Origin of the sequence: Candidatus Nitrosotalea sinensis (assembly GCF_900143675.1) — an archaeon.
Classification (GTDB): Archaea; Thermoproteota; Nitrososphaeria; order Nitrososphaerales; family Nitrosopumilaceae; genus Nitrosotalea; species Nitrosotalea sinensis.
Genome location: NZ_FRFC01000005.1, coordinates 74,093 through 100,536 on the forward strand (window position 1 = coordinate 74,093; position 26,444 = coordinate 100,536).

Genomic DNA, 26,444 nt, shown 5'->3' on the forward strand with positions numbered 1-26,444 from the left:
ATGATCAATGCATATATTCTTTATTTCATAGTTTTTACCTATCTAAATAGGTCAAGCGACTTGTTTCGCAATAGATCGTCAAGGCTACCATTTTTTTTATCGAAATTATAGTTTCTAACAATTGCAATAGGTGTGCCAGACATTTTCCCACGTACTAGCTCACTTGCAGAACATATTTCATCTGCAATTGCAATCTCTGTAACTCGAAGTATGCGCTTGAATGTATCGTGTTTTCCTTTATAGTCAACAATAGGAGAGATTCCAGACATTCCTATTGCCACATCTGTTTGTCCCTCTCTAAATGGTCTGCCAAATGTATCAGATATCAACACAGCAATGTCTTTGCCGGTCTTTGCCTTTATTTTGCGCCTTATTTTTTGTGCAGATTTATCAGAGTCTTTTGGCAACAATGTTGCAAATCCTTTTTCTACATTGCTTTCATCAACACCAGCATTTGCACATACAAGCCCTTGAGGTGTTTGAGATATGATTATACCATTTTTCATGCGTACAATTCTTTTTGTCTCATCAAGTATGAGTTGTACTATTCTAGGGTCCTTTTCATAAGCACCTGCAATTCCAATAGCCAAAAGTGAAGGATTAATCTCAGAGAGGTTGATTTTTCTGCCTTCTTGTTTTGATATAATTTTTTGTGTAAATATCAAAATGTCGCCATCTTTTATAGAGCGACCCACTTTGGTCTTTAACAGTACATCAACCAAGTCATCCCCAAAGGAAATATCTTCTAAAATAGATACGGGAATTATTTGTAAAGACATAACTCGTATCTGTCGGTGTCAGTTAAAAATCCTGTTTAAGCGATTGTTTGTAACGGTATTTTTAATCCATAATGTTTGTTTATCAATCCAATAAGTTTGGAAAGATCTTTTTCTTCAAGTGTTACAGTTGCCAATTCTTTCACCATATCTTGTGCCCTAAATGCAACTCCAAAACCACATATGTTAAATAATTTAATGTCATTTGCACCATCTACAACTACAACAATATTTTCTTTCTTTTCACCCCATTCTTTTATTTTTATCATAGCAGACTTGGCTTTGTCCGAGTCAACATCTATTACCACTCCATCAAGTTTACCATCTTTGAAGATCAGTTCATTAGAAAATACATGATCAAGATCTAGTTCATCTTTTAGCCTATCAGTCATCATAGTAAATCCACCTGACACTGCCATTATTTTCCATCCAGCTGCCTTTAATGCCCTGCATGCCTCTTTAGCACCAGTCATTATCTTTAGAGAATCAGAAACTTCCTTACATGTTTGAAAATCTATTCCACGAAGCAATTCAATTCTCTTCTTTAACCCCTCCTCCCAATTGATCTTACCTTCAATGCCCAGTCTTGTTATAGCCCATATCTCATCTTGTTTGTTAATTTTTTCGGCAAGTATTGGGAGAAATTCTGCATCAAGTAATACACCTTCAACATCAAAGATTGCTAACATCAGTTTCTTCTTTCAAACCGCAAATCAGATTATATTAATCTTGAGCGATCTTCAGATTCATCCACCACTAGTAATATATTCAAGCTTTGCAAGCTGAAAAACATGGCTGAACTTCCACATAAATACGAAGTACCAGTAAAAGTTGCTGCAAAGGCCATCAAGCTAACAGATGAAACAAAGAGTGAGCTAAAATCATCAGGCATGATGGATGAAAAAGGAAAACTAAAGCTAAAAGGAGTAAGTCCAAAGATGCTCAAACGCATGAAAGAAGAGTCAGTCGATTGCCCTGTTTTGAAAAATGAGATCGCGTTCATACAATGCTTTGTCTGTCCCAATTTTCAAAGCAGAGTATCAGGTCAGGTACTTTGCAAAGGCGACACATTAAATCAGAAAGCTCATTAGTATAACAATAAGAAAGATTGTAATTGAGTAAAGAAATAGGAATTACATCTAAAAAAAATGAAGATTTTAGTGAATGGTATACCCAAGTAGTATTGAAAGCACACCTTGCCGATTATGCTCCGGTAAAAGGTTTGATTGTTTTAAGACCATATGGATATTCAATATGGGAATCACTCAAGTTATCACTTGATCAAAAATTAAAAGCAACAGGTCATGAAAACGGATTTCTTCCAGTTCTGATACCAGAATCATTACTTAGTAAAGAATCAGATCATTTTGCAGGTTTTACTCCAGAAGTATTCTGGGTTACTCATTCTGGAGAAACAGAGATAGGAGACAGACTAGCTTTGAGACCAACTTCAGAAGCATTAGCATATTCCATGTATTCAAAATGGATAAAGAGTTGGAGAGATCTTCCAGTTAAGATCAATTTTTGGAATACCGCATTAAGAGCAGAGATCAAGGCCACCAAGCCATTTTTACGAACATCAGAATTTTTATGGCAAGAAGGACATACAGTCCATACAACCAGAGAAGAAGCCGAAAAGGAGGTTATAGAAATACTTGAAATGTACAAAAAAACAGTTGAAGAAGAATTAGCCATCCCAGTAATTACAGGCAGGAAGAGTGACAAGGAGAAATTTGTAGGAGCTGTATATACTACAACAATGGAATCCATAATGCCAGATGGTAAGGCATTACAAATGGGAACATCTCATTTCTTGGGGCAGAACTTTTCAAAACCATTTGATGTGAAGTTTTTAGATAAACAGAATGTAGAGACATTTGCTTGGCAAACATCATGGGGTGTCTCATGGAGACTAATAGGAGCACTAATTATGATTCATGGTGATGACAAAGGACTAGTGCTACCACCACGAGTTGCCCCAATACAAACAGTGATTGTTCCGATATACTATTCGCCATCAGATATGAAATTAGTGTTGGACAAAGCAACTGAGATAAAAGAAATCCTCGCAAAACACAATCTTCGTGTTCACATAGACTCACGAGACGAGGTAACTCCAGGATACAAATTCCACGATTGGGAAATGAAAGGAGTTCCTTTGAGAATAGAAATAGGACCAAAAGATATTGCAAAAGGAAAAATGGTTCTTGTCAGACGAGACAGTCTTAAAAAAAGTGATTTACCATTTGTTGATACAGAAAACGGAATAATCAACATGCTAAATGACATCCAACAAACTCTTTTTGAAAATGCAAAATCCCTACTCAGAGAAAAAACAAAACATGTGACAGACTTTGAGATCTTCAAAACAGAAATGGAGAAAGGAGCTTTTCTTCATTCGCCGTGGTGCGGAAAACAAGAATGTGAGGAGACCATAAAAGAAACTACAGGTGCAGATATCAGAGTCATTCCATTTGATGCCAAAAATAGCGATTCAAAATGCATTATTTGTAACAATGCAAGTACAACAACTGCAATTTTTGCGAGAAGTTACTAGAAATGATCATATGCCTGCACAACATGGCAATTACATATTACAATTACAACATCAGGGCGGTGGCATAGCAAGTGTCTGGAACGAGCTCATACAGAGATAGAATTTACATAATAAAGGACATTATAATTACTCTAGTCCAATATGGAGAACTAAATCAAACTGCATTGGTAAGTTTTTGCGGATTAAACTTGAAAAAACACAAATCCATACTTGATGAATTAGAATCAAATAATCTTATTCAAAGTGAAGAAAGACGTTTGGGTAAACGCATCATTACAATATACAAACCTACAGCAAGAGGAGTCGAATTTTGTAGAACAATATTAGAACCCTACGAAACATTATTTCCGAGAAAGAAACAAGATCAGAAAGAAATCTAATCTTGATCTAGACCATATTGTGATGCAATTTTTTTATCTAGTTCATCTTTTTGTTGTAGGTATTCACGATATTTTTTATTCCATGATTTCAATGCAACATATTGTCGTATGCCTGTAATCATCCAAATAGAAGATAACGATATAATCACACCCAACAAGATGCCAAGTGCTATGCCAAACTCATATTCGCGTTCAAGCACTATGAAAAAATGTGGGTGTGTAATAAGAAATATCGACAATCCTATTGCAAAAGGAGCTAGAATAAAACCGGAAAGTGAAACACCGAGAAGTATTTTTCGAATTTCAAGTATTTTACTGATAAAGTTATCCATTAGATCAAGTACATCACGACGAGAAGACTGTGTATCATCACTCATTTTGACATAGCCTTCCATCAGAGGTTACAAACTTTGTGAAAAATACTTTGTAAATCAATTTATGGATCAACTGTAAGCGTACCTTTCATTTCAGGATGAATTGTGGAATAATATGAATAGGTGCCCTCTTTATCGGCAAGGAAATTGATTGTTTGTGCTTCAAAGTATTTCAAATGTCTTGTATGAACATTAAAGGCATCAATGTTCAGATCCTGATCAGAGCCCGTATCTTTGTCTTCATTTATCACATGTAATGAGACCAATGTTCCTTTTGGAATATGGATTGAAGGATCAATATTGACACCCGATATAGCCTTCTTTCCGGTCTTAGTAGATTGTTCATCATATGCATATCCTTGATCATTATGTATTGCCAAGATGTAGACATTAGTAGCGGTTGCAAATACAGGATGATCCACATTAACAGGTGTTGCAGACTCCCACAGATAGTAGACGCCTCCTGCCACAGCAACTGCGATAACTGCAATAGTTATTACTAGACCTTTAGAAACTGGACTAGAACTTCCTTTCTTCTGTTTCTTAGTCAACAACAAAGTCAGTGATAGGTGTGTATATTTATGTAATGATTACCCAAGTTTAGTAAAAGATATTACTAAAAAGTTCATTTTCACGAGATGATAATTTTGAAGGAACAATTGATAGTAAAATATAATATTTTGAACAACAGAATTTTCCCTGAGGTTTTAACATGAAACGATTAGAAACAATACTCTTGGGAGTCATAATTGTACTTGCTGCCACAGTAGTGTTGCAATACAGTAACAACAGAATATTAGGAGACACATCACAGGCAACTGTTCAAGGACCGCCTGGTCCACAGGGCCCACCAGGACCTCCCGGCCCACCAGGACCGCCTGGAACAGGAGACACATCTAGCCCCATCGTGATGGACTCTACTCTTACACATATCTTCAAAAAGACTGAAAATTCTGTTGTTCAAATAACAAGTAGAGTATCTTCAGTTGATGACAGTGTCATAATCAACGGTCAGCCATTAGAAAGCCAATCTACAAGATTAGGCTCAGGTTTCATCTATGACAAAGATGGGAGAATAATTACCAATAATCACGTAGTTGATGGTTCAAAGACAGTCAACGTTTCATTTATAGATGGTAATACATATACTGCAAAAGTCATAGGCACTGACCCAGGAAATGACATTGCAGTAATACAGATAATGGATAACTTTTCAGATGAGACACTTGTTCCTTTAACTCTGGGCAATTCATCAAACCTAGATGTAGGCCAACAAGTCATAGCAATTGGCAATCCCTTTGGACTAAGTGACACCATGACAACAGGAATAATTAGTCAAATAGGTAGATTACTTCCAAATGAAAATGCGGCTGGATTTTCAATACCTGATGTTATACAAGTCGATGCAGCCATAAATCCAGGAAATTCAGGAGGACCACTACTAGACTTGAATGGTCAAGTAGTAGGAATGAATACCGCAATAAGGACAAACACTGGTGATTTTGCAGGCATTGGATTTGCAGTACCATCAAATACCATCAGCAGAATAGTTCCAGTATTAATTAAAAATGGAAATTATTCACATCCATATCTAGGGATATCAGGAAGAAGTCTTGATCCAGATGTATCCCTTGCAAATGGACTTGCTAGAAACTTCAAAGGAGTAATTGTAGAAAGTATAGTAAAAGGAGGACCTGCAGACAAGGCAGGAATTACGCCAGCAACTCCAGATCAAAATAACATACTACATGGAGGAGACATTATCACGGCAATAGATGGTCATCAAGTAAGAACAATTTATGATGTCATTGCATACCTAGATGAACAGAAGAACGTAGGAGACAAGGTGGTGTTGACAGTATTCAGGGAAGGAAAATCAGTTGATCTAACAGCCACACTCGGTGCAAGACCCACACCATCATCATAGTTTTGAAAGAACATCCGTTCTGAGTTTGAAATTCCACATTTTGTCAGTCGCTTTTTTTATCCCAATTCTAGGTCCAGACACAATATCAGATTTTTTAATTTTCAGTCCCTCAATAATGTACAATCCAGATTGTTTGGTCAGATCTTCTCCATACTCATGTATTGTGACATTCAAAGCCTGAGTCAATTTTGCAGGCCCATTAGTAAGATTAGAAATATCAGATGTGCTACGCTGTCGCATCATAAAATCAATCCCTTGTTGAGGCACAAGAGAGCGCAGTAATACCGCACCTGCTTCATAATCAGGGCTTCGTGCAACAGCGTTTACACAATAATGCATCCCATACGTAAAATAGACATAGGCTTTTCCTACTTGACCAAACATGGCCCTATTTCTCTTAGTCATCCCACGATAAGTATGACTGGCTTCATCATCTTTGTATCGATACGCTTCAGTTTCAACAATAATCCCGGATATCATCTCACCATTTATTTGCCTGACTAGAATTTTACCAAGCAATTTTTTTGCAACATCAACTGTGTCACAGCCATAAAACGAGCGTGGTATTACAGTCATTTAGAATATTCTACATTGATGCCCTTTCTTAGTTTATCCAAGATACCTGCAAGAGAAACAAAATCATCTTTTAACACTTGCCTTAGAGAAGGATTGTATATCACAGCGGCTGGATGAACTGTCACAAAATACAACTTGTCTTTATTTTTTATAACCTTACCACGATTTTTAGTTATAGCGCTACCATCAAGTAACGAATTATAGGCAGTATTTCCCAAGATGCATATTATTTTTGGGTTTATTATTTCTAGTTCTTTTGAGAGATATGGTTTACAGGATGATCTTTCTTCTGCCTGTGGTTGTCTGTTGTTTGGCGGTCTGCATTTTACAACATTTGTGATATAAACTTCATCGCGTGAAAATCCCGCATATTCAAGAGCCTCTGAAAGAATTTGTCCTGCAGTTCCCACAAACGGTTTTCCTTGAAGATCTTCATTTCTACCTGGTGCTTCTCCAACAAAAATAACATCCGATTCTTCGTTTCCAATTCCAGGTACAGCATTGGTCCTTGATTTACAGAGATCACAATTAGTACAAGAAATAACCATGTTTCGCACATTAGTTAATTCAGACAATTCAAATCATCACACTCTTTACAGTTGATTTTCCACGTAGGTGTGGTCCACCATTACCCATTCTCATTATTTGCATTGGGTCTCCTTTTCCACAATTGTCGATGGGCCTTGTTTTGAAATCAGTTCCACATGCATCAATAGATTGAAAGAATTCCGGAGAGTTACCCATTACAACAACATCTCTCAACAGTTGGCCCAGTTCGCCATTTTTGATTTTAATAGCATATTGACACGAAATACTCCAATTGTATCTCAACATGTCTATTGACGGGATCTTCATGTTACAAATCAAAAATCCATCTTTTACATCTTTTATCATCTCATCCGGACTCCAAGTACCAGGAGAAATACACGTACAAGCCATTCTTATGAGAGGCATAAATGAATAATTAGTTGCTCTCATAGAAGAATTTGGAGCAGTATCAAATAATGCAGCAGTTTCTCTACTATGCATATGATTACACAGTATGCCTTCCTCAACAAGTGTTTTTTTATTAGCAGGAACTCCTTCATCATCATATTTGTACCAACCAAGATTTGATGGCAAAGTAGGATCATCAAACACATTGAGTTCTTTTGGACCTATCTCGGTACCAAGTTTTCCCGTCCACCAAGCACCTCCAGCCCAAGCCATTTCTTTTCCCAGTACTCTGTCAGCTTCTGAAGGATGACCAAGTATTTCATGAGTAAGTAATGCCACAAAATCAGGATTCATAACTACTGTTGCTTTTTCCTCTTTGACTGTCTTAGCATCAAGCAGAGCAACTGCTTTTTCAGATATAGAGTTAGCATCATCACAAATATCATTTTTACCAGTTATCATTTCCATTCCACCTCTACCACCCTCAGTGGTATTTACCGATTCTGTGAGTCCACCATAATGTGCAGTTGCAGACATATTTACAAGCACATCATCAAAAACATGTGTTATCTTGGAACCATCTGTGTTTACAAAATATTTTTGAAATTTATCGTGTCGCATCGATACAGTGGATTTAACTATATTTTTTCTGGTCCGAATTATATTATCTGCATCAATTCCAATTTTCATCATCTCTTCAATGCTAGGCTCAACCTGCAGAGGAGATTTCACATAATCAGTAAATGATTTGACTTCAGCAAGTTTTACTTTATGTTTTTTATTTTCAGAATAGTGCTTTGCAGTTTTTACAATTTTTACTATGTTTTCTTTCACCATATCAAACGAAGTGGGTTGAGACATGGAGTAAAATCCCCATGCACCGTCAACCAACACTCTAATCCCAAGACCAGAATCATTTGAAGATGTGAAACTTTCTACTATTCCGTTTTCAATTATAAAACCGGTTGTTTGTATAAACTCAGATCTTATATCACAGTATTCTGAACCTGCATCAAGTGCTATTGTGATTGCTTTATCAGCATAGTCTTCTAGAGATGTTTTAGTCAAAGATCAGACATCATCTCATACAGGAGTTTTATGTATCAAAGTTTTCGGAATAGTAAATGAGAAGGTAGTTCCAGGAGTATCATTTTTCATCCATATACTGCCTCCATGTGCCTCAACAATTCCTTTGCAAATTGATAATCCAAGACCACTACCTCCCTTTTCCCTGGTACTTGTGGTATCAACCTGATAGAATTTTTTAAAGATGTTATCTCTTGCTTCAGCAGGGATTCCTCTCCCATTATCTTTAACAGAGACTACAACTTCATTTTCTTTATCTTCTAAAATTACTTTAATTTTACCGGTTTTTGGATTTGTTGCTTTAAGACTATTTTTAATAAGGTTAGTAAGTACTTGTTTTATTCTTTCTTCATCATAAAATGCAGACACATCCTTCTTTGGTTCATATGAAAGAGAAATTTCATCAGACAATGCTTGAGGTTGCATTCCTACTATTGCCTTTTCCACAGTATCTTTCAGGTTATGTACTTCTTTTTTAATTCTAAGTTGTCCTAGTTCTAGTTTTTGTGCATCGAGAAGATCAGATATGAGTTGTAATAGAGTGGAAGCACTAGAACTAATTATTTTCAATCGTTCTTTTTGAATTGGATTTAGAGCACCAAGATGTTCTCCAAGCAATATGTCAGAATACCCTTGGATTGGAACTAGAGGAGTTTTCAATTCATGAGTTACCATTGCAAGAAACTCATCTTTTGCAGTCTCAATTTTTTTTGCATCATCTTCTTTTTTCTGTATTGTTAGAGACATTGCATTAAACGTATTAGCAAGTTCTCCAATCTCATCTTTTGCAGTATAAGCTATTTTTTCTCCATAGAATCCTTCTCGAACACGAGATATTGCTTTGATCAACATATCAAGTGGTAAGAGAGATTTTCTAATGGATAATACAACTATTATGAATATGACAATGTCTGCTATAATGAATATCTGCACAATTATCACCTTATCATGAAGTTGTGAGTCAATCATACCGTTCCATTGATTTACAAAATCAGAGGTAGAATTGAGTAATACGTTTCGTTGTGAATTCAACTTATCAAGTGCTGCTCCAAAATCTTTTGACAGTAAAGAATTAGATTCCACATATATTATTTTTACACGAACGGATTGCCAGAGAGGATCAAGTTGTCGTATGGAATCAGAGTTTTGTCGTGGAATTTCGGCCAAATTTTCAGGTACTATACCATAGCTTGCAAATTCAGGATCATCTAATGGAAACCCCTCCAATTTTTTCAGATCAGCATCAAAGAATACTCTATCTTGTTTCAAAGTAGAAGAAACATTGCCTCCCTCGCCAATAGAATATAACAATGTTTTCTCACCAATGTCCTTAGCAAGATTCACCATATCAAGTGCAATCAGTTTGTGTTTGTTATAATTTCGATCCAAAGGAGTAAGATCGTTTACAACGTTATTTGTAAGAGATATCAATTCACCATTTTTACTTAGAATGTACGTCAAATCATCCCTAGCTCTGGAATCGAATATGTTTTCTTTTTTTATCTTTTCTGCATCCTCTTTATACGGAGCCCAAGCGTTACCAACGCTTTCATATGCAGGTATCAGTGAAGGAGGAACTGAAACAATATTTAGCCCTCCGATATTTCCTCCAGTTCCAAGTGTTTGGTATGTCAAGTCAAAATCAGATATTTGACTTTCGAGAACTGGCCTATCGTTTTCATTCCCACTTGCAATAGAATTAGCTGTTCCTCCTATTCTTTCAACAATTACTTTGAGATCACTTGCATAACTAATAGAATGAAGAATATCTTGATTTTGTTGTGATGAGAAAATTAAGAGGTAAAAGTTTATAGCTGAAACCCCAATTATTATACCAAGTAAAAGATAGGTCTTTTGAGTTAGATTCACAGAAAAAGCATACAAGAAACGCGTATAAAAGTTAGTATAAAAGATATGTAACATTTAGTTAAATGTCTGATAGATTTCTCAAGATAGCAAGACAGGAAATTGAATCTGAGTTAAATAGCCTTCAGGAAATATTTCGTGCATGCACAACTGATCAGCAATTTTATGAAAGAATGAAAGACATTGAAAAACACCTACACAAGATAAAGGGATTGGCACCCATGATGGGCGAAGAAAAGATTGGCAAATTAGCGAAAATAAGCGACTCTATCACAAAACAGGTAATAAAACAAGGTATGACAGATGGTGCTTATGACATAATTTCAGATTCAGTATACAGGATGCACGAGTTTTTCAACGGCAGATTAGACAGAGAAATCGAAGATTTTGAAAGAAAAGTAAGAAAAGCATTCCCAAAGATTCTTGACAATCAGTAGCTCTTGATTATATAGACGGACTCAATATATCACATCATGGTCAAGGTCATGATAGTTGATGATTCCGATGCAATACGCATGGTCTTAAGGGACATCCTAACAATAGGACAACATCACATGGTTGCAGATTTATCAAGTGGGATTCAGATTTTGGAAGAATACAAGAGAGCAAAACCAAACATAGTTTTGCTAGACATGGCAATGCCAAAAAAAGACGGTCTCATGGCACTAAAAGAGATAATGGAGCACGATCCACATGCAAAAGTCATTATGATTTCAGCTAGTGACAATCAGGAAACAATAAAGGACTGTTTGAAAGTAGGAGCACGTGCATATATTCTAAAGCCATTTAACTTTCAAGATGTGCTAGACACTATCAATAAAGTATCCACATCTAACTAAATTATCTTATATCCAGTACTAGTTATCCAATGAGCATTTTCTAATTGAAATATGTTACCACATTTGGCACAGACATAATTTTGAGATGGTTCTGAGAATTTATTATTGCAATCATTACAGATATAATAATTATCCATTGTTTTGTAATCTACTCCTAAGATTTTAATTTCTTTTTTACATTTAGGACATTTATTTTCTTTGTAAGAGTTTTCTGTAGACACATTTCCACATTTGAAATGTTCAATCAACTTACCTTGGCCGAAGTTATAATTTCCACAGGAGGGACAAAAGAAATGCAGGGATATTCGAACCGAGTTACATTTTATGCAAGATATTTCTTTTACATCATAAGTTTTTATTATCTTTTTTTCATTTTCCAATTGTAACAAATATTTTTCTATCAGATTGGATTCCACACCAATAGATTCAGCAAGTCGCGCAAGACTTGCATTTTTCAGCGAGTTCATGTGTGATAATATTACACTTGTATTATCAGATGGTTTTTCCTCAAGTATTGATTTTTCTTGTTCAAGGGTTTCAAAAATATTTTTTAAATTTTCATATCTAATTGGTTTTTCAATATACAAATAAGCCCCACTTCGAAGAGCATTCTTTATGGGTTCATCAGATTTGGAATCAGCAGTCTCAAGTATGATTTTTGCATCAGGTTTTATGTTAAAGATTTGTGTCATGACCTCATTGGCATCCATATCAGGTAGATGAAAGTCAAGTAAGACTATTGGATTTTTTCCAGCACGTTCTAGTTCAGAAAATAAATTGATTCCAGTTTTTCCGCTATTACAAGTCTCTACATTTTCATATCCTAATTTTTTTAAAAAATCCCTTAGCAAGAGAGTAGTAGCCAGACTATCTTCAATAACCAGTACGTCATTTTTATTCGAGATTAGAGACATTAACATGGATATCACATCATGTCATTTTTAAATACAGTTATGATTAATAGGTGTCAGAAACGAGTACAAATGTGGAAAAATTCGTAGTTGACACAAGTATCATAATAGATGGAGAAATTACAAAACTTATTGAGTCTGGCACTCTTGTAAATTGCGAGATCATAATACCAGTAGCAGTATTAGATGAACTACAATCACAAGCATCCCAACACAAGGATTATGGATTTGTAGGACTGGAAGAAATAAAGAAAATTCGTGAACTTGCAGACAAGAACAACATAACATTACGATTTGAAGGCGAGAGACCAAGTATGGACGACATCAAGCTTGCTAGGCATGGCAGAATTGATGCCATAATAAAGGACATCGCGAAAAAAAATGGAGCGACTTTTTATACTGCAGATTATGTTCAAGCTTTAGTTGCACAAGCAGAAGGAGTAAAGACTAGCTATTCAAAACCCCAAGTGAAAATTTCAGATTTAGAATTTGAGAAATATTTCGATGAACAGACTATGAGTATTCATCTTAAGGAGGGTACACTTCCGCTTGCAAAACGTGGAAAGCCAGGCATGTTTTCACTTGTAACAGTGGGAGAGACATTATTGACTAAAGAATACTTAGAAGGCATCACAAGCGAGATTTTAGAAGCATCCCGTGCCACGCAGTTAGGAATGATAGAAATTTCAAAATCAGGAACACTTGTTATTCAGTATAAGGATTTCAGAATAGTTGTCACTCATTCGCCATTTTCAAATAGTTATGAAATTACAATCACTCATCCAATAGTACGAATGACATTAGAACAATACAAAATTTCTGAAAAATTGATGCAACGACTGTCAGAAAAGGCAGAAGGAATACTAATTTCAGGATCTCCTGGATCTGGAAAAAGTACACTTGCATCGAGTCTTGCAGATTACTACGCCACAAAGGGAAAGATAGTGAAAACATTCGAGTCTCCAAGAGATTTACAGGTAGGTAAACAAGTTACACAGTACACACAGTTAGAAGGAAGTTTTGAAAATGCTGCGGATATACTTTTGCTTGTACGACCAGACTATACAATATTTGATGAAGTCAGAAGATATCATGACTTTAGAGTATTTTCAGATCTTAGACTTGCAGGAGTTGGCATGGTGGGAGTAGTTCACGCACATGCACCACTGGATGCAATTCAGAGATTCATAGGAAAAGTAGAACTCGGGATGATTCCGCACATTTTGGACACGGTCGTGTTTATCAAAGCAGGACAGATCTCTAAAGTATACGAATTAGAATTCAAAGTAAAGGTTCCCACAGGCATGACAGAACAAGATTTGGCAAGACCAGTAATAGAGGTCAGAAACTTTGAGGATCATAATTTAGAATATGAAATTTACACATATGGTGAAGAGAACATAGTAATTCCAATATCAAAAGAAAATAAGAGTGGAGGTATTGAGAAGCTAGCAGAATCAAAAATTAAAGACACAATACGCAGATTTGATCCTGATGCTGAAATAGAGATTTTGTCAAACAGCAGTATTAGAGTACGTGTTAGCAAAGAATCAATTCCCGTAATAATAGGACGAGGTGGATCGACCGTGAATGAGTTAGAAAGAACACTAGGTGTACATATTGATGTAGAGCCAAAAGATGGAGGATCTTCCAGAGGAGGAGAATGGTTTGAAATGTCAGAGTCGGGGAACAATTTCATTTTAGAAGTAGACATATCAAAATCAGGCATGGATGCAGAGATTTATGTTAATGACAAAAACATAGCATCCACCAGAGTTGGAAAGAACGGTAGAATAATAATTGCAAAAAAATCTGTCGCAGGAAAACGATTAATCAACGCAGTGATGTCTAAAGAAGACATACGAATAACTGTACATGATTAGCTATTCAAAATTTTCAAGAATTTTAGGATTTGATTTTAAGAACGCAATAAACTTGCGTAGCTGTTTGATAGTTTGAGGATTTAGATGATGTTCTATGCCTTCTACATCTTGATTTGCAATTTCATGATTTATTCCCAGCATTTTAAAGAATTCCAATAGAATGCCATGCTTTTGTCTCACCGCATCTGCCAATGAAGAGCCTTTCGGAGTTAGACTTATTCCTCTATATTTTTCATATTCTAGATATCCACCTTCAGCAAGTTTTTGAAGCATTTTTGTAACAGAAGGAGCACTCACAGTCAAGTATCTGGAAATATCAATAGTATTAGCATACCCCTTCAATTCAACAAGTTCTGATATGACCTCAAGGTAATCCTCAATACGAGAAGAGTCAGTTTTTGTAGATTTATGCGCCTCTTTAATAGATTCTAGTCTTTCAGCATGTTTTTCTTTCATATTTTTTATAATTATACATGAAATCATATAACCTAATCTCTTGATCAGAAATGTTAACCCAGTTGTGATTGATCTTTTGCATGGAATCTTAACTATTCTTTCTAAAATGATGGCTACATGGATGAGGGAATACGAGAGGGTATTGATAAAATAAAGAGAGTCAGAGATTCTCTTCATAGAAGAGCAAAAATTTACTCAGAACTTGGCAAGATAGATGACAGAGGTACTGCGAGGGCACTCGGTGCGCTTCAACGAGCACCAGCACCTGGAAAGAAGATCACAAAGATTGGATTTATCTTCCTATTATCACCAGATCCCATAACTACACCCATTGGAATTCCAATGATAATTGCAGGAAAATATCTTGAAAAAGTATACAATGGAGCAACCATTAAAGACATAGGTACTGAAACAAAAGGCTTTTTTTCAGATTATACACACTTGAAAGATCACATACGTTAATGAATAAAATTTCAATCTGCATTGGTTTTTAACTAGACTAGGCCACATAATGAATGTGGCAACAAGAGCCCAAGTTTTAATCCCTATTGCAATTGCAGCAGTGATAATTGGAATAGTTGGAATTATCACCATACCAGCAGATTCAAAGCTTGCAGAAGTCAAATTTCCCAGAGGCACCATAAAATTAGATGGCAAGATACTAGATGTACAAATTGCCGAAACAGATGCACAAAAAGTACGTGGTCTTATGTTTCAGAACCAACTACCAGATGATCAAGGAATGATATTTGTTTTCAATCAAGAGCAAATTGTTCCCATATGGATGTTAAATATGCAATTTCCGTTGGACATAATATGGTTTGATACAAATGGAAATGTGGTGCATATAGAAAAAAATGTGCTACCATGTAAATCAGCTCTAGAAACTGCAACGTGTACAGTCCAGAATGCAGATGGTAAAAAAGCAAAATATGTTTTAGAAGTAACTGGAGGTTTCACTGACAAGTTCCACATAACAGAGGGTTCAAAAATGCAAATAATTTCAATATAATCTCAAGATTTCAATGTTTGACTTAGTTCTGCAATTGCTTTTTTTATTTCATCAATAGATGCTTCATCCTCTATTGTGCTCACATCACCTGTTATTTCATTTTGAGTAATTGCTTTTAGTAGTCGTCTCATTATCTTTCCGCTTCTGGTTTTTGGCAATTTTTCTACAAAATATAGTTTATCTGGAGTTGCAATAGGACCTATAGTTTTTCGGATATGTTGAATGAGATCTTCTTTTAGCTGCGCATCAGACAAGAGTCCACTTTTGAGAACAACAAACGCAATTATTGATTCTCCTTTTACTTCATGAGGCACGCCACATACTGCAGCTTCTGCAACTGATTTGTGGGATACAAGAGTGCTCTCTAATTCAATAGTTCCAAGTCTATGACCTGCTACTTTTAGTACATCATCAGCTCTTCCAAGCAGCCACATATAACCATCTGTATCCATCATGGCATAATCTCCCGCATAATACTTGTTTTTATATTTGGACCAATAAACCGCCTTGTATTTTTCATCATCACCCCACAATGTAAGCAACATACCAGGCCACTGATTTTCTATGACAAGATATCCCTTAGAATCAGATTTTACTTTATTCCCGTTATCATCAACTACAGAAAGATGTATTCCTGGCACAGGTTTTGCAGCAGAACCAGGTTTTAGAGGAATGGTTTCCAATCCAGGCACAGTTGAGATTATTGCCCCTCCTGTTTCTGTTTGCCACCAAGTATCAACAATTGGACACCGTTTTTTTCCAATTGTTTCAAAATACCATTTCCATACTTTAGGATTTATCGGCTCACCTACAGTACCCAATAATCGTAAGCTAGAAAGATTATTTGAATTTGGAATATCATCACCATTTTTCATAAACATTCTTAGTGCAGTAGGAGTAGTGTACAAAATTGTAATGCCGTATTTTGATACTAGATTCCATATTCTTGCTGGTGTGGGATAATCTAGAGATCCTTCATAGATAACCTGTGTGGCCCCATGCATCAGGGGACCATATACTACATAGCTATGACCTGTGACCCAGCCAATATCAGCAGTACAAAAATAAACATCTGAATCCTTTATATCAAAAATCCATTTGAATGTGCTAAAAACATGTGTGAGATAACCTCCAGTTCCGTGCAAAACTCCCTTTGGTTTTCCAGTAGTTCCAGAAGTATACAGAATATACAGAGGATGTGTGCTATCAAGCATTTCAGATTCACAACAAACATCCATGGGGCCAACAAGTTCATCCCATCGTTTGTCTTTGTTTGTAAATTTAACATCATTATGAGTGTGTTCTAAGATTATTACATGTTCAACAAAGTCAAGATTTTTTATTGCATCGTCAACAATATCTTTTAATTTAATGACAGTACCACGCCTTCTTCCCCCATCCGCTGTTATCACAATTTTTGATTTAGAGTCGTCAATTCGGTCTCTAATAGATTTAGCACTAAATCCAGAAAATATTACGGTATGAATTGCTCCAATCCTGGCACACGCAAGAAGTGAGATTATCAATTCTGGCACCATTGGAAGATATATTGTAACTCTATCACCTTTTTTTACACCTAATTTTTTTAGTGCATTTGCAAGTTTTGATACTTCCTGCAAAAGATCAGCATATGTAAGAATTCTTTCTTCCCCATTCTCACCCTCCCAAATTATTGCTTTTTTATCAGGTTTTTTTTGCGTAATCACATCCAATGCATTATAGGCCGCATTTGTTTTTCCACCTACAAACCACCTTGCAAAGGGAGGATTCCATTCCAACGCAGTATGCCATTTTTCAAACCAATGAATGTTATGGGCTTGTGATTCCCAGAATTTTATGCTGTCCTTATTTGCCACATTACGTATTATCGAATCATAATTTCCAAGACCTACATCATAAGAGCTGTCCATACACAATGGATTAAAATCATGTCAAAAAAAAGGTTCGCTCAAATGGAGTTAGGAGCGAGTCCTTTATACCATCAGATCGGATTATGATGAGATTCTTCTAAGCCAATCTGAATCTTGAGGTTCCTCATCACCATCGGCTCCAATTGCCACAGGTTTTGGTGTTGTTGCAGTGGGAATACTGGCACCAACCCCTACCCCAGTAGGAATAGGAGTCGTTGGTTGTGAAGGAGAAGGACTTTCTACCTTTCCAAGATATGAAATGGCGGCTGAATGTACATCCTGTTTTGGATTTTCTACACGCTCTCCACTCTCAACTGAAAGATCGTTGATGCGACGTTGAATGTTTGCTATCTCTGCTTTTTCATGTTCGATGTGTTCTATGATTTCGACCGTATGAGTCTTGACTAGGTCATACTTGGCATCAGATATCTCATTGCTTTTATTTTGCAACTTGGCATCAAATCGTAGCATCCTGATTGATTTTAGCTGATTATCAAGTTCTCCAAGTCTTTTCTCAAGTTTCTCTTTGATTTGCCTTTCGGTCTCATCAAGAGTTAGCAACTTCATCTTGTATTTCTCTCGGATCAATTCAGCATCCTCTTTCATGTCATCGTTTTCAGATACGATATCCATCAGAGCTCGTATTCGGCGCATGGTTAGACCCTTTTCTCTCAATAGTCGTTGAGCATCCAATCTCCATCTAGGAATGAAGATTACAAATTGCCCCTGAATGACCAATTGTTCGAATGCTATCTGCTTAAGTCCTTCAGAACCACAATCAGCACCAACGGTTTGTACACTTCCGTCGATATCAGTGATGGTTCCAATTACTTTGCCGATATGGGTTCCGTACATGTCCTTAACTTGCTTGCCGATAAATTCGATCTCTTCCTTGCTCATTGCGTAGGTGTTTTAATTTTCATATAACCAACAAAGTGTTAACAAGCTTTCCAGTTTTAGTAAGATCATTTTAACTAATAATTATGCCAAAATATGAAAAATGCGTAATTTTATAATTAGATTAATAGTAATGGTCCAATGATGATTACAAAGGAAGAACTGGATCAGATATTACACTTTGTCTCCAAACGATGGATAGACATGAGCAGAGACGAAAAACACAAAGCGTTTGAAAACATGCCAACAGATTTTTGGATGAATTCCATGGGTGGCTCGGCAGGCACTGGAAGATGGGTCACAACTTTGATGTATACAGAAGATGCTCAGGAAGCAGAATCATTCAAAGAAGTATTACTTAGATGGCAAGCAAAACACAATGGTCCAAAATTTGGACCATCAGATCTGATCCAAATTGGAAAGAAGTAGTTAATTATCAGCGATTAGGTGAATTACAACATTGTCATCCGGTGAATTTTCAGATTCGGAGCGGAATATGCTGTTAAAACATTTTTCAAATTTGGATGATATAGTATTTGCAATAATTAGTCCAAGACAAGTTGACAGAGGTGCCCTGATGTCAAGATATAGTAGAACTGATAAGAGTATGAGAAGAATTTTTGTTGACGAATTTTTACAGAATGAAAATCGCGGAGAAGAATTTTACAATAAAGTGTTATTAGAATACGGTGATGATTCAGTCGCAGAACTTGGAGAAGCTCAAATTGCAATTGAAGGGTTATCAAATATAGCTGTAAAAAAAATAGAAGATCGTAGGATTGGACTGTCATATCTTGAAAAGTCATCGAGATATGTAGCATGGGACAAAAAGATTAACGGAGAATACAAGTTTTACAAGGAACCTGACATAATGAGTTCCAGGTACGCAGACAAATATTTAGAGGCATGTAATTTCTATTTTGAGATCTATTCGAAGAATATACAGCCTACAATAAAATACATGCAAGAAATTGAACCTATTGAAAAACAAAAATTCAAGAACTCTGAAGGTAATGATATTTTATTTTCAAAAATAACAGAAGAAGACGATATAAAATCAGCAACACGAATTTACAATGCCACAATTCGTGCAAAAGCTCTTGACATTCTTAGAGGAATATTACCAGCATCTACTCTCACTAATGTTGGAATAACAGGAAATGGAAGAGCTTTTGAATATTTACTTACAATACTGTATTCGTCAAATCTTCAAGAAGAAAGAATTCTTGCAAACAAGATAGAGAGAGAGCTTAATACTACAATAAGGTCATTTGTGAGAAGAGCCAACGATAACCATGGAAAAGCGTTACAGAGCTACCTCAAAGACATCAAGACTAGATCACAGGTATTCAGCAAAATGTATCTAAAAACAAAAAAGAAAACAAGTCATACTGTAGACCTAATAGATTATGAATCTGAGAGAAGAGCAGAAGAGAAGATAATTTCAGCAATATTATATGAATCATCAAACGGTCAATCATACAAAGACATACTCAACCAAGTAAGAAAGATGAAAAAAACAGATAGGAAAAAAATTATTAATTTATTTTCTAGAATAAGAAACAATAGAAGGCAAAGACCTCCACGTTCATTTGAGATGACAGAATACACTTTCGATTTTATGACAAATTTTGGAATGTTTCGAGACTTTCATAGACATAGAGTTCTCACACTTCAAAGACAACTGCTTGGAACAAACCATGGTTACTTTATGCCAAGAGAAATAAAAGAACTAGGAATCAAAAAAGATTTTGAAGATTGTATGTACAAGTCAAAAGAGGTTTTTGATTTGCTTAATCCGAGAATGCCCGAGCAAGCACAATATGTAGTAAACTTTGCATATAATTATCAGTATTTCATGAAACTGAATCTACGAGAGGCAACACATTTGATAGAACTTAGAACAGTTCCTCAGGGACATCAGGATTATAGAATAGTCGCACAAAAAATGTTCTCATTGATTAAAAAAGTACATCCAGACTTGGCAAGAATAATAAAATTTGCAGACATGAGATCATACAGTCTTGAGAGACTAGAAGCAGAAAAAAGAATTGAAGCAAAACGAAAAATACTTGAAAAGAAATAATGTAAATCCAGAGATCATGTTACTGATAATTCATCATACTCAATCTTTGTGACACGTCAAATTTGTTAAAACATATTAATGTACAAATCGTGGCAATTTTTTCAATACATGTGAAATAGATATTCGGCCCGGACCAAGTACTAGAAGTGTTAAAAGAACTACAAATGCAAGCAATTCTAGCTCAAGCCCATTTTTACCAGAAAAAGATTGTAATTTTTTAATAGACACCATGACAAATAGCATTTCTATTGCAAGAAGACTAGCAGAAATCCGTGTTATAATGCCCACAACAAGCAATACACCTCCAATAAATTCAAGCAGTCCAATCAATGGTGCCATCTCAGACGGAAGACCTATGCTTGAAAAGAATCCTCCCATATTACTATCGAATTTACTCAAACTGTGAACTATGAACATGAATCCCACGGAGGCCCTCAGTCCTAAATGACTAAGATCATGGAATTTTCCAGTTGCAAGCGTGGCGCCTACCATATTGATGACATGATTTCATACACCATATTGCATATACAGGTTGCTAAGCTATCTAGTTGAAATTTAAGCTTGTATAGACACATGTAGTTTATCATGACATATCCATAACTTTCTGTCAGGTGTTAAATTATTTTTCAGTTTTTCGGTATTTTTTTCCCGTATTTTTATCAAAATACATGAAGGTACAATCAGAATTTGGGCAGTGATATATTCCAGAACCTGGATCAAACTCTACCAAGGCAGAATCGCAATCAGGACAATTTAAAACCATGAAGATAGTCCGGTACTGTAATTTAAAAAAGTATCCATTATTCACATAAAACATCAGTACAGAAATAGACTTGAAAAACTAACCTGGTTAAATCATGTTGATGATCTGACTCTGCTATACATTCAGATCAATTTACAGTTCCAATGATTTGAGGTCTATGACAAATCTGTAGCGTACATCACTATTTAAAATTCGCTTATATGCTTCATTTACTTGCTGGATTTGGATTACCTCAATCTCACTGGTTATGTTATTTTTACCACAAAAATCTAACATCTCTTGTGTTTCCTTTATCCCCCCAATCAGAGATCCAGCTATGCTTCTGCGTCCTGCTACAAGAGAAAAAGAACCAACAGGTATTTGTTTTTCAGGAATTCCCACAACAACCATAGAGCCATCCAATGTTAGGAGTTCAAGATATTGATTCCAGTCAATTTCGGCAGAAACAGTATTGATAATTAGATCAAAGTATCCTTTTAATTTTTTAAAGGTTTCAGGATCAGATGTGGCATAGAAGTGGTCTGCACCAAGTTTTCTTCCATCCTCTTGTTTTTTTAGAGAGTGACTCAAAACAGTCACTTCGGCACCAAGCGCATGAGCAAGTTTTACCCCCATGTGGCCAATTCCTCCCAGTCCGACGATTGCAATTTTTTTTCCAGGACCTGCATTCCAATGCATAAGTGGTGAATACAATGTGATTCCAGCACAAAGTAATGGTGCTGCTCTATCAAGTGATAACATATCAGGTATACGAAGTACATAATTTTCATCCACTACAATTTGATTAGAATAACCTCCTTGCGTAGGAATTCCATCCTTTCCCACACCATTATACGTAGTAACCATTCCAGCAGTACAATATTGTTCTAAGTTTTTCATACATGCAGTACATGTTCTACAAGAATCAACAAAGCATCCAACCCCAACTTTGTCACCTTTGTTGTATCGTGTAACTTTAGGACCTATTTGAGATACTATTCCAGTAATCTCGTGTCCTGGGACCATCGGAAATGTAGAACCTCCCCATTCGTCAGAAACCTGATGTATATCAGTATGACATATTCCACAATATTTTATATCAATTACAACATCATTATCTCCAGGTTCACGTCTTTCAAACGAATATGGTACAAGAGAGGCTTTTGCATTTTTTGCTGCATAGCCTTTGACATGAATCATTTCAAATTAAATTGCAATACAACGTATTTAATTATTAAGAGACATCAAAGTAGTTATTTTCAGATGCACATTCACATCAAGATATTCCCAACATATCATTTCATCATCCAAACCATTGGTCAAGATTCTGACTCTTTTTTTCAAGTGATTTTTTCAATCTATTTAAGGAAGTTTCTACACGATCTAGTGAAAAACTTCGTTCTCTTGTAAGATAGTTCACAATTCCTCCATAGTCCACGTTGTCAAATTTTATTTCGGGAACATTTGCAACAGATGGTTTTAGGAATAACTCACGTATTTGTTCATAGTCAATTTCATTTAATTTATCTTGGATTTGTAGTATATTTTCTAATTTTTCATTTTCTTTTATGAGTTTAAGAGCTGTTTTAGGACCTATTCTTTCAAAACCATCAGGATTAAAATCAGTACCAATCAGTATTCCAACATCAACAAGTTGTTCTCGTGTAATTCCTAGGGATGATAGGGTTTTATCAAGAGTTATAATTTCAGGTTCAATCTCAATGGTTGTATTTCTATTTGGAAGTTTTCTTTTACCACTGTTGGTAAAATTTCTTACTAGTCTTTTTGCACCAAAAAGCAAAGAATCAAAATCTTGGCTTGCAGATGCATGAGCTTGTCCAGTATTTGTCAAATGAGCAGCTGTTGCTTCCCCTTCAGAGGGAGCCTGAATGAATGGTATTCCAAATAATTGAAGAAGTATTTTAGATTCTTCGACCATATCATCTCGTAGAACAGAAGTCTGTTGTGCAAATTTTTTTGCTTCTGCATAGTTGCCTTCACTTATTGCTTTTTCATATTTTATTGTGGCGTCTTTTTTTACTTGTTTTCTTCTTTGAATTTCTGCGGATTTTAATGATGGAGGTTTACCATCAAATACGTATAATGGTTTTATGCCCAATGATAGAAAATTGATGTTCCTATAGAACAAACCACTTAGATGACTGGTTATTTTTCCGTTATAATCTGTCAGAGGAAGACCATCAGGACCACGAATTATTGATAAAAATTGATATATTGCATTATAGGCATCAATTGCAACAATTTTTGAAGTAAAAGATTCAAGATTTGTTCGTTCTCTAACGCATAGTTGTTTTAGATCTAATCCCATCGATATCGGTCCAATTGATCACAGATTTTTGTCTTCTTATTTCTTTTTTTGAAAAGATTTTTCCCAGCCTTTCTCTATAATTTCTTCATAGATGTTTGAAAGTTTTGGAATAGACTCTCCTTTTTCTGCAGCAATCTTGATTTTTTCACGATAATACAACTCTATTGCCTTTGCAATTTTATCATCAATTGTTATAGAGACTCTAGTTTTTGCCAACCACATCAATAATGGTATAATATCAATAATAAACTATCTATTGTAGATTTTTAACAATATTAGGTATTAGTAAAAAGCCTTCTTTTGTAGCAATCATTTTCACTGGCGTTTCTTCAGACAAGCCCAGCATGACTAGAAACGTTCCCAAAGTAATATCATTTGGTAGCACGTGTTTTTTCCCTTCAAATTCTATCAATGTTGTTTTTTTAGTTACGGTTTCCATTATGAAATAATAAATTATCTACTTTATATCTTTTATTATATATTTGATCTACTGATCAGTATTCTCATTGTATTTATTAACCAAAAACAAAATCCTTGACAAGATGCCAGGTTAGCCAAGCGGTACGGCGACCGCCTCGAGATCAAAACAAGGTAGCGGTTGTGCTTTCAGCACTCAGGGGTTCAAATCCCTTACCTGGCGCTTTTTATTTTTCATTTAAAATTTGTTAAAATTCGTTCGTAATTTTGGTTGAAAATCAGAGATTCGAATAAATGTTTAGAACTCAGATATGGCGTAGAACTAATTTTCAAAATCTAGTGTGTCCTGAACTAGAATCAAGATACCCATCAAAGATGTCAATATGTATACAAAATAAAAAAATTATTGTGTAACACAAAATGGAATCTGTTCATGATGGTGAATTGATTCTTTGATGTTTCTACATCTTGTACATTTCCATTTTAGTGCTTCACTACAATATACACATATTTCCAAAATTGAAAACACATTACCACATTTTCTACAAATTGTTTCCAAGATTGAAAACCTCCGAGTATCAAATATGTTACAAAATCAAATTTAAATTTTTGGTAGAAATTTTCAAACAAAAATTTGTAGACAAATGATCCATAAAAAATAAATTTCAAAAAATAGAATTTATTTAAGTTCGATCCACGATTCACAATTACTCCTACTTCCTGCAAATTTTTTTGGATCGAACCAATTTTGATTTCCAAAACATAATCGTCGTAAAATTAAAATATCTCTTACACACAATATGTGACCAAGTGATACAGTATGTCTGTACCAACACAACAAACTCCAATCATCCTTCTAAAGGAAGGATCAACTCAAACAAAGGGAAATGATGCCCAAAGAAACAATATCCAAGCAGCAAAGCTAGTTGCAGAGCTAGTTCGAACTAGTCTTGGTCCAAGAGGTATGGACAAGATGTTAGTAGATACTTTAGGGGATGTAACCATTACAAATGATGGCGCTACAATCCTAAAGGAGATCGACGTGCAGCACCCTGCAGCCAAGATGATAGTAGAGATAAGCAAGGCTACCGACAATGAGGTAGGCGATGGGACTACATCAACTGTGGTTCTTGCAGGTTCCTTACTTGAAAAAGCAGAGGAGCTTGTAACCAAAAATGTTCATCCAACAGTTGTTGTTGACGGCTTTAAGAAAGCATCAGAAAAGGCAATTGAGGTGCTAAGACAAGTTGCTACAGCAATTGATCCAACAGATAAAAAGTACCTAAAGAAGATTGCCACGACAACATTGGCATCAAAGCTTGTTTCAACAAATTCTTCAGAACTGGCGGATGTAGTAGTAGATTCCGTCTTGGCAGTTGCAGAAAAAGCTGGTGACAAATACCGTGTAGACATTGACAACATTAAAGTGGAGAAGAAAAGCGGTGGCACGATTAAAGACACCAAGCTAATTCACGGAATAATTCTTGACAAAGAGATTGTGCATGGCGGAATGCCAAAAAGAATAGAGAATGCAAAGATTGCATTACTCAATGCGCCATTAGAAATAGAAAAGACAGAATTTGATGCAAAGATCAACATCAATTCTCCAGAACAGATGCAACTGTTCATTGATGAGGAAAATAAGATGTTAAAGAAAATGTCTGACAAAATAACACAGGCTGGTGCAAATGTAGTATTGTGTCAAAAAGGAGTAGACGACATGGCTCAACACTATTTGCAAAAGGCAGGGATCTTGGCAGTACGAAGAATAAAAGAAAGTGATATGACCAAGATTGCAAAAGCAACAGGAGCAAGAATAGTCTCAAATATTAGCGAGATGACTTCAAATGATTTGGGATCTGCCAATCTTGTTGAAGAAAGACTTGTAGAGACAGACAGATGGGTCTTTGTAGAAGGATGTAAGAATCCAAAAGCTGTAAGCATCCTTGTCAGAGGAGGGTCTCAAAGAATTGCAGACGAAGCCGAGAGATCAGTCCATGATGCACTCATGGCAGTCAAAGATGCTGTTGTCTATCCCAAGGTAGTTGTCGGAGGAGGTGCTCCAGAAGCTCATGTTGCCCACAAGATAAGGGAATGGGCAAATACTCTAGAAGGAAGAGCACAACTAGCTGCACAAAAGTTTGCGGACGGAATTGAAACAATTCCACTTGTGCTTGCTGAAAATACTGGAATGGATCCACTTGATACTCAAGTAGACTTGCGTTCCAAGAGTGCATCAGGCAAGGCAACTTATGGAATTGATGTAAATGCTGCAAAGATAGGTGATCTATCTGCTAAAGACATCTACGAACCACTTGCTGTAAAGGAGCAGGTCATAAATGCGGCTACAGAAGCGGCTTGTATGATCCTTAGAATAGATGATGTGATAGCGGCATCAAAATCCAGAGAAATGCCAAAACCTGGAGGTTACGGAGGACCAGGCGGGGACATGTCCGGAATGGATATGTAATTCCCTTTCCTTTT

General features: G+C 35.9%; 29 protein-coding genes and 1 tRNA gene. 13 read left to right on the forward strand and 17 right to left on the reverse strand.

Annotated elements, in window-relative coordinates:
- Window positions 1-38: 38 nt before the first annotated feature.
- Both cofE and serB read right to left on the reverse strand, forming a co-directional pair.
- Window positions 39-779 carry a coenzyme F420-0:L-glutamate ligase gene (cofE, locus tag NSIN_RS07965; RefSeq protein WP_101010693.1) on the reverse strand — a complete coding sequence of 247 codons (741 nt, stop codon included), beginning with the start codon at window positions 777-779 and terminating at the stop codon, window positions 39-41.
- 35 nt (window positions 780-814) lie between these two features.
- The gene (gene serB / locus NSIN_RS07970) at window positions 815-1,465 is read right to left on the reverse strand and encodes a phosphoserine phosphatase SerB (RefSeq protein WP_101010694.1); all 651 of its coding nucleotides are present in this window, start codon (window positions 1,463-1,465) and stop codon (window positions 815-817) included.
- 102 nt (window positions 1,466-1,567) lie between these two features.
- On the opposite strand from serB, the gene NSIN_RS07975 reads away from it, so the two are divergent.
- From NSIN_RS07975 to NSIN_RS07985, 3 genes are all read left to right on the forward strand, one after another.
- Window positions 1,568-1,867: a hypothetical protein gene (locus NSIN_RS07975; protein WP_101010695.1), complete on the forward strand. Its 300-nt coding sequence runs from the start codon at window positions 1,568-1,570 to the stop codon at window positions 1,865-1,867.
- A 23-nt stretch (window positions 1,868-1,890) separates the two neighbouring features.
- Window positions 1,891-3,333, forward strand: coding sequence for a proline--tRNA ligase (gene proS, locus NSIN_RS07980; protein ID WP_101010696.1), 1,443 nt, complete (start codon window positions 1,891-1,893; stop codon window positions 3,331-3,333).
- 71 nt (window positions 3,334-3,404) lie between these two features.
- Window positions 3,405-3,713, forward strand: a complete 309-nt coding sequence (locus NSIN_RS07985) for a winged helix-turn-helix domain-containing protein (protein WP_101010697.1) — start codon at window positions 3,405-3,407, stop codon at window positions 3,711-3,713.
- On the opposite strand, the gene NSIN_RS07990 is transcribed toward NSIN_RS07985, so the two are convergent.
- A complete protein-coding gene (locus NSIN_RS07990) occupies window positions 3,710-4,090 on the reverse strand; it encodes a hypothetical protein (RefSeq protein WP_101010840.1) in 381 nt (126 codons plus the stop codon). The genes NSIN_RS07985 and NSIN_RS07990 overlap by 4 nt on opposite strands.
- A 59-nt stretch (window positions 4,091-4,149) precedes the next feature.
- Window positions 4,150-4,638, reverse strand: a complete 489-nt coding sequence (locus tag NSIN_RS07995) for a cupredoxin domain-containing protein (RefSeq protein WP_165775289.1) — start codon at window positions 4,636-4,638, stop codon at window positions 4,150-4,152.
- 161 nt (window positions 4,639-4,799) lie between these two features.
- On the opposite strand from NSIN_RS07995, the gene NSIN_RS08000 reads away from it, so the two are divergent.
- On the forward strand, window positions 4,800-6,014 hold the full coding sequence (locus tag NSIN_RS08000; protein ID WP_101010699.1) for a S1C family serine protease: 1,215 nt from the start codon (window positions 4,800-4,802) through the stop codon (window positions 6,012-6,014).
- On the opposite strand, the gene NSIN_RS08005 is transcribed toward NSIN_RS08000, so the two are convergent.
- Genes NSIN_RS08005 through NSIN_RS08020 form a run of 4 tightly spaced genes read right to left on the reverse strand, consistent with a single transcriptional unit; the run spans window position 6,009 to window position 10,481 of the window.
- A complete protein-coding gene (locus NSIN_RS08005; RefSeq protein ID WP_101010700.1) occupies window positions 6,009-6,590 on the reverse strand; it encodes a DNA-3-methyladenine glycosylase in 582 nt (193 codons plus the stop codon). The two genes, NSIN_RS08000 and NSIN_RS08005, sit on opposite strands and share 6 nt — an antisense overlap.
- Window positions 6,587-7,138, reverse strand: a complete 552-nt coding sequence (locus NSIN_RS08010; RefSeq protein ID WP_177346306.1) for a uracil-DNA glycosylase — start codon at window positions 7,136-7,138, stop codon at window positions 6,587-6,589. The genes NSIN_RS08005 and NSIN_RS08010 overlap by 4 nt, the downstream gene beginning before the upstream one ends.
- Before the next feature lie 28 nt (window positions 7,139-7,166).
- The gene (locus tag NSIN_RS08015) at window positions 7,167-8,594 is read right to left on the reverse strand and encodes a TldD/PmbA family protein (protein ID WP_101010702.1); all 1,428 of its coding nucleotides are present in this window, start codon (window positions 8,592-8,594) and stop codon (window positions 7,167-7,169) included.
- A gap of 15 nt (window positions 8,595-8,609) precedes the next feature.
- On the reverse strand, window positions 8,610-10,481 hold the full coding sequence (locus tag NSIN_RS08020) for a sensor histidine kinase (protein WP_165775290.1): 1,872 nt from the start codon (window positions 10,479-10,481) through the stop codon (window positions 8,610-8,612).
- Window positions 10,482-10,543: 62 nt separating this feature from the next.
- Between NSIN_RS08020 and NSIN_RS08025 the strand changes: the two genes are divergently transcribed.
- The gene (locus NSIN_RS08025; RefSeq protein WP_101010704.1) at window positions 10,544-10,915 is read left to right on the forward strand and encodes an Hpt domain-containing protein; all 372 of its coding nucleotides are present in this window, start codon (window positions 10,544-10,546) and stop codon (window positions 10,913-10,915) included.
- Between the two features lie 36 nt (window positions 10,916-10,951).
- Window positions 10,952-11,317 carry a response regulator gene (locus NSIN_RS08030; RefSeq protein ID WP_101010705.1) on the forward strand — a complete coding sequence of 122 codons (366 nt, stop codon included), beginning with the start codon at window positions 10,952-10,954 and terminating at the stop codon, window positions 11,315-11,317.
- On the opposite strand, the gene NSIN_RS08035 is transcribed toward NSIN_RS08030, so the two are convergent.
- A complete protein-coding gene (locus NSIN_RS08035; RefSeq protein WP_245871948.1) occupies window positions 11,314-12,231 on the reverse strand; it encodes a TackOD1 domain-containing metal-binding protein in 918 nt (305 codons plus the stop codon). The two genes, NSIN_RS08030 and NSIN_RS08035, sit on opposite strands and share 4 nt — an antisense overlap.
- Window positions 12,232-12,281: 50 nt before the next feature.
- On the opposite strand from NSIN_RS08035, the gene NSIN_RS08040 reads away from it, so the two are divergent.
- On the forward strand, window positions 12,282-14,111 hold the full coding sequence (locus NSIN_RS08040; protein WP_245871949.1) for a PINc/VapC family ATPase: 1,830 nt from the start codon (window positions 12,282-12,284) through the stop codon (window positions 14,109-14,111).
- On the opposite strand, the gene NSIN_RS08045 is transcribed toward NSIN_RS08040, so the two are convergent.
- The gene (locus NSIN_RS08045) at window positions 14,112-14,567 is read right to left on the reverse strand and encodes a metal-dependent transcriptional regulator (RefSeq protein ID WP_101010706.1); all 456 of its coding nucleotides are present in this window, start codon (window positions 14,565-14,567) and stop codon (window positions 14,112-14,114) included.
- 117 nt (window positions 14,568-14,684) lie between these two features.
- On the opposite strand from NSIN_RS08045, the gene NSIN_RS08050 reads away from it, so the two are divergent.
- Together NSIN_RS08050 and NSIN_RS08055 are read left to right on the forward strand one after the other, a co-directional pair.
- Window positions 14,685-15,029 carry a hypothetical protein gene (locus tag NSIN_RS08050; protein ID WP_101010707.1) on the forward strand — a complete coding sequence of 115 codons (345 nt, stop codon included), beginning with the start codon at window positions 14,685-14,687 and terminating at the stop codon, window positions 15,027-15,029.
- A 55-nt stretch (window positions 15,030-15,084) separates the two neighbouring features.
- On the forward strand, window positions 15,085-15,579 hold the full coding sequence (locus tag NSIN_RS08055; RefSeq protein WP_101010843.1) for a DUF192 domain-containing protein: 495 nt from the start codon (window positions 15,085-15,087) through the stop codon (window positions 15,577-15,579).
- Between the two features lie 2 nt (window positions 15,580-15,581).
- Here NSIN_RS08055 and acs read toward each other — a convergent pair whose 3' ends face one another.
- Both acs and NSIN_RS08065 read right to left on the reverse strand, forming a co-directional pair.
- Window positions 15,582-17,489: an acetate--CoA ligase gene (acs, locus tag NSIN_RS08060; protein ID WP_101010708.1), complete on the reverse strand. Its 1,908-nt coding sequence runs from the start codon at window positions 17,487-17,489 to the stop codon at window positions 15,582-15,584.
- Between the two features lie 81 nt (window positions 17,490-17,570).
- Window positions 17,571-18,389 carry a CdvA-like protein gene (locus NSIN_RS08065; RefSeq protein ID WP_101010709.1) on the reverse strand — a complete coding sequence of 273 codons (819 nt, stop codon included), beginning with the start codon at window positions 18,387-18,389 and terminating at the stop codon, window positions 17,571-17,573.
- 141 nt (window positions 18,390-18,530) lie between these two features.
- On the opposite strand from NSIN_RS08065, the gene NSIN_RS08070 reads away from it, so the two are divergent.
- A complete protein-coding gene (locus tag NSIN_RS08070) occupies window positions 18,531-18,815 on the forward strand; it encodes a hypothetical protein (protein ID WP_101010710.1) in 285 nt (94 codons plus the stop codon).
- A gap of 67 nt (window positions 18,816-18,882) precedes the next feature.
- Window positions 18,883-20,472 (forward strand): FAD-dependent thymidylate synthase, encoded by a 1,590-nt coding sequence (locus NSIN_RS08075; protein WP_101010711.1) that lies wholly within the window; start codon window positions 18,883-18,885, stop codon window positions 20,470-20,472.
- A 75-nt stretch (window positions 20,473-20,547) separates the two neighbouring features.
- On the opposite strand, the gene NSIN_RS08080 is transcribed toward NSIN_RS08075, so the two are convergent.
- From NSIN_RS08080 to NSIN_RS08100, 5 genes are all read right to left on the reverse strand, one after another.
- Window positions 20,548-20,964, reverse strand: a complete 417-nt coding sequence (locus NSIN_RS08080; RefSeq protein ID WP_101010712.1) for a DoxX family protein — start codon at window positions 20,962-20,964, stop codon at window positions 20,548-20,550.
- Window positions 20,965-21,367: 403 nt separating this feature from the next.
- Complete coding sequence (locus tag NSIN_RS08085; protein ID WP_101010713.1) at window positions 21,368-22,414, reverse strand: NAD(P)-dependent alcohol dehydrogenase; 1,047 nt, start codon at window positions 22,412-22,414, stop codon at window positions 21,368-21,370.
- Between the two features lie 103 nt (window positions 22,415-22,517).
- Window positions 22,518-23,543: a flap endonuclease-1 gene (fen, locus tag NSIN_RS08090; protein WP_101010714.1), complete on the reverse strand. Its 1,026-nt coding sequence runs from the start codon at window positions 23,541-23,543 to the stop codon at window positions 22,518-22,520.
- A 36-nt stretch (window positions 23,544-23,579) separates the two neighbouring features.
- Window positions 23,580-23,759 (reverse strand): hypothetical protein, encoded by a 180-nt coding sequence (locus NSIN_RS08095; protein WP_133124119.1) that lies wholly within the window; start codon window positions 23,757-23,759, stop codon window positions 23,580-23,582.
- Between the two features lie 37 nt (window positions 23,760-23,796).
- Window positions 23,797-23,982 carry a hypothetical protein gene (locus NSIN_RS08100; protein WP_133124120.1) on the reverse strand — a complete coding sequence of 62 codons (186 nt, stop codon included), beginning with the start codon at window positions 23,980-23,982 and terminating at the stop codon, window positions 23,797-23,799.
- Between the two features lie 105 nt (window positions 23,983-24,087).
- On the opposite strand from NSIN_RS08100, the gene NSIN_RS08105 reads away from it, so the two are divergent.
- Window positions 24,088-24,183 (forward strand) — tRNA-Ser (locus NSIN_RS08105).
- Window positions 24,184-24,780: 597 nt separating this feature from the next.
- Window positions 24,781-26,430 (forward strand): thermosome subunit beta, encoded by a 1,650-nt coding sequence (gene thsB, locus NSIN_RS08110; protein ID WP_101010717.1) that lies wholly within the window; start codon window positions 24,781-24,783, stop codon window positions 26,428-26,430.
- The last annotated feature ends 14 nt before the right edge of the window (window positions 26,431-26,444 follow it).

What these genes read in the sequence shown, in the direction of transcription:
- cofE (WP_101010693.1), bottom strand. Translation starts at nt 779, where the DNA reads ATGTCTTTACAAATAATTCCCGTATCTATTTTAGAAGATATTTCCTTT.
- serB (WP_101010694.1), bottom strand. Translation starts at nt 1,465, where the DNA reads ATGTTAGCAATCTTTGATGTTGAAGGTGTATTACTTGATGCAGAATTT.
- NSIN_RS07975 (WP_101010695.1), top strand. Translation starts at nt 1,568, where the DNA reads ATGGCTGAACTTCCACATAAATACGAAGTACCAGTAAAAGTTGCTGCA.
- NSIN_RS07990 (WP_101010840.1), bottom strand. Translation starts at nt 4,090, where the DNA reads ATGAGTGATGATACACAGTCTTCTCGTCGTGATGTACTTGATCTAATG.
- NSIN_RS08000 (WP_101010699.1), top strand. Translation starts at nt 4,800, where the DNA reads ATGAAACGATTAGAAACAATACTCTTGGGAGTCATAATTGTACTTGCT.
- NSIN_RS08005 (WP_101010700.1), bottom strand. Translation starts at nt 6,590, where the DNA reads ATGACTGTAATACCACGCTCGTTTTATGGCTGTGACACAGTTGATGTT.
- NSIN_RS08010 (WP_177346306.1), bottom strand. Translation starts at nt 7,138, where the DNA reads ATGGTTATTTCTTGTACTAATTGTGATCTCTGTAAATCAAGGACCAAT.
- NSIN_RS08025 (WP_101010704.1), top strand. Translation starts at nt 10,544, where the DNA reads ATGTCTGATAGATTTCTCAAGATAGCAAGACAGGAAATTGAATCTGAG.
- NSIN_RS08030 (WP_101010705.1), top strand. Translation starts at nt 10,952, where the DNA reads ATGGTCAAGGTCATGATAGTTGATGATTCCGATGCAATACGCATGGTC.
- NSIN_RS08035 (WP_245871948.1), bottom strand. Translation starts at nt 12,231, where the DNA reads ATGTCTCTAATCTCGAATAAAAATGACGTACTGGTTATTGAAGATAGT.
- NSIN_RS08045 (WP_101010706.1), bottom strand. Translation starts at nt 14,567, where the DNA reads ATGAAAGAAAAACATGCTGAAAGACTAGAATCTATTAAAGAGGCGCAT.
- NSIN_RS08050 (WP_101010707.1), top strand. Translation starts at nt 14,685, where the DNA reads ATGGATGAGGGAATACGAGAGGGTATTGATAAAATAAAGAGAGTCAGA.
- acs (WP_101010708.1), bottom strand. Translation starts at nt 17,489, where the DNA reads ATGGACAGCTCTTATGATGTAGGTCTTGGAAATTATGATTCGATAATA.
- NSIN_RS08065 (WP_101010709.1), bottom strand. Translation starts at nt 18,389, where the DNA reads ATGAGCAAGGAAGAGATCGAATTTATCGGCAAGCAAGTTAAGGACATG.
- NSIN_RS08070 (WP_101010710.1), top strand. Translation starts at nt 18,531, where the DNA reads ATGATTACAAAGGAAGAACTGGATCAGATATTACACTTTGTCTCCAAA.
- NSIN_RS08075 (WP_101010711.1), top strand. Translation starts at nt 18,883, where the DNA reads ATGCTGTTAAAACATTTTTCAAATTTGGATGATATAGTATTTGCAATA.
- NSIN_RS08080 (WP_101010712.1), bottom strand. Translation starts at nt 20,964, where the DNA reads ATGGTAGGCGCCACGCTTGCAACTGGAAAATTCCATGATCTTAGTCAT.
- NSIN_RS08085 (WP_101010713.1), bottom strand. Translation starts at nt 22,414, where the DNA reads ATGATTCATGTCAAAGGCTATGCAGCAAAAAATGCAAAAGCCTCTCTT.
- fen (WP_101010714.1), bottom strand. Translation starts at nt 23,543, where the DNA reads ATGGGATTAGATCTAAAACAACTATGCGTTAGAGAACGAACAAATCTT.
- NSIN_RS08100 (WP_133124120.1), bottom strand. Translation starts at nt 23,982, where the DNA reads ATGGAAACCGTAACTAAAAAAACAACATTGATAGAATTTGAAGGGAAA.
- thsB (WP_101010717.1), top strand. Translation starts at nt 24,781, where the DNA reads ATGTCTGTACCAACACAACAAACTCCAATCATCCTTCTAAAGGAAGGA.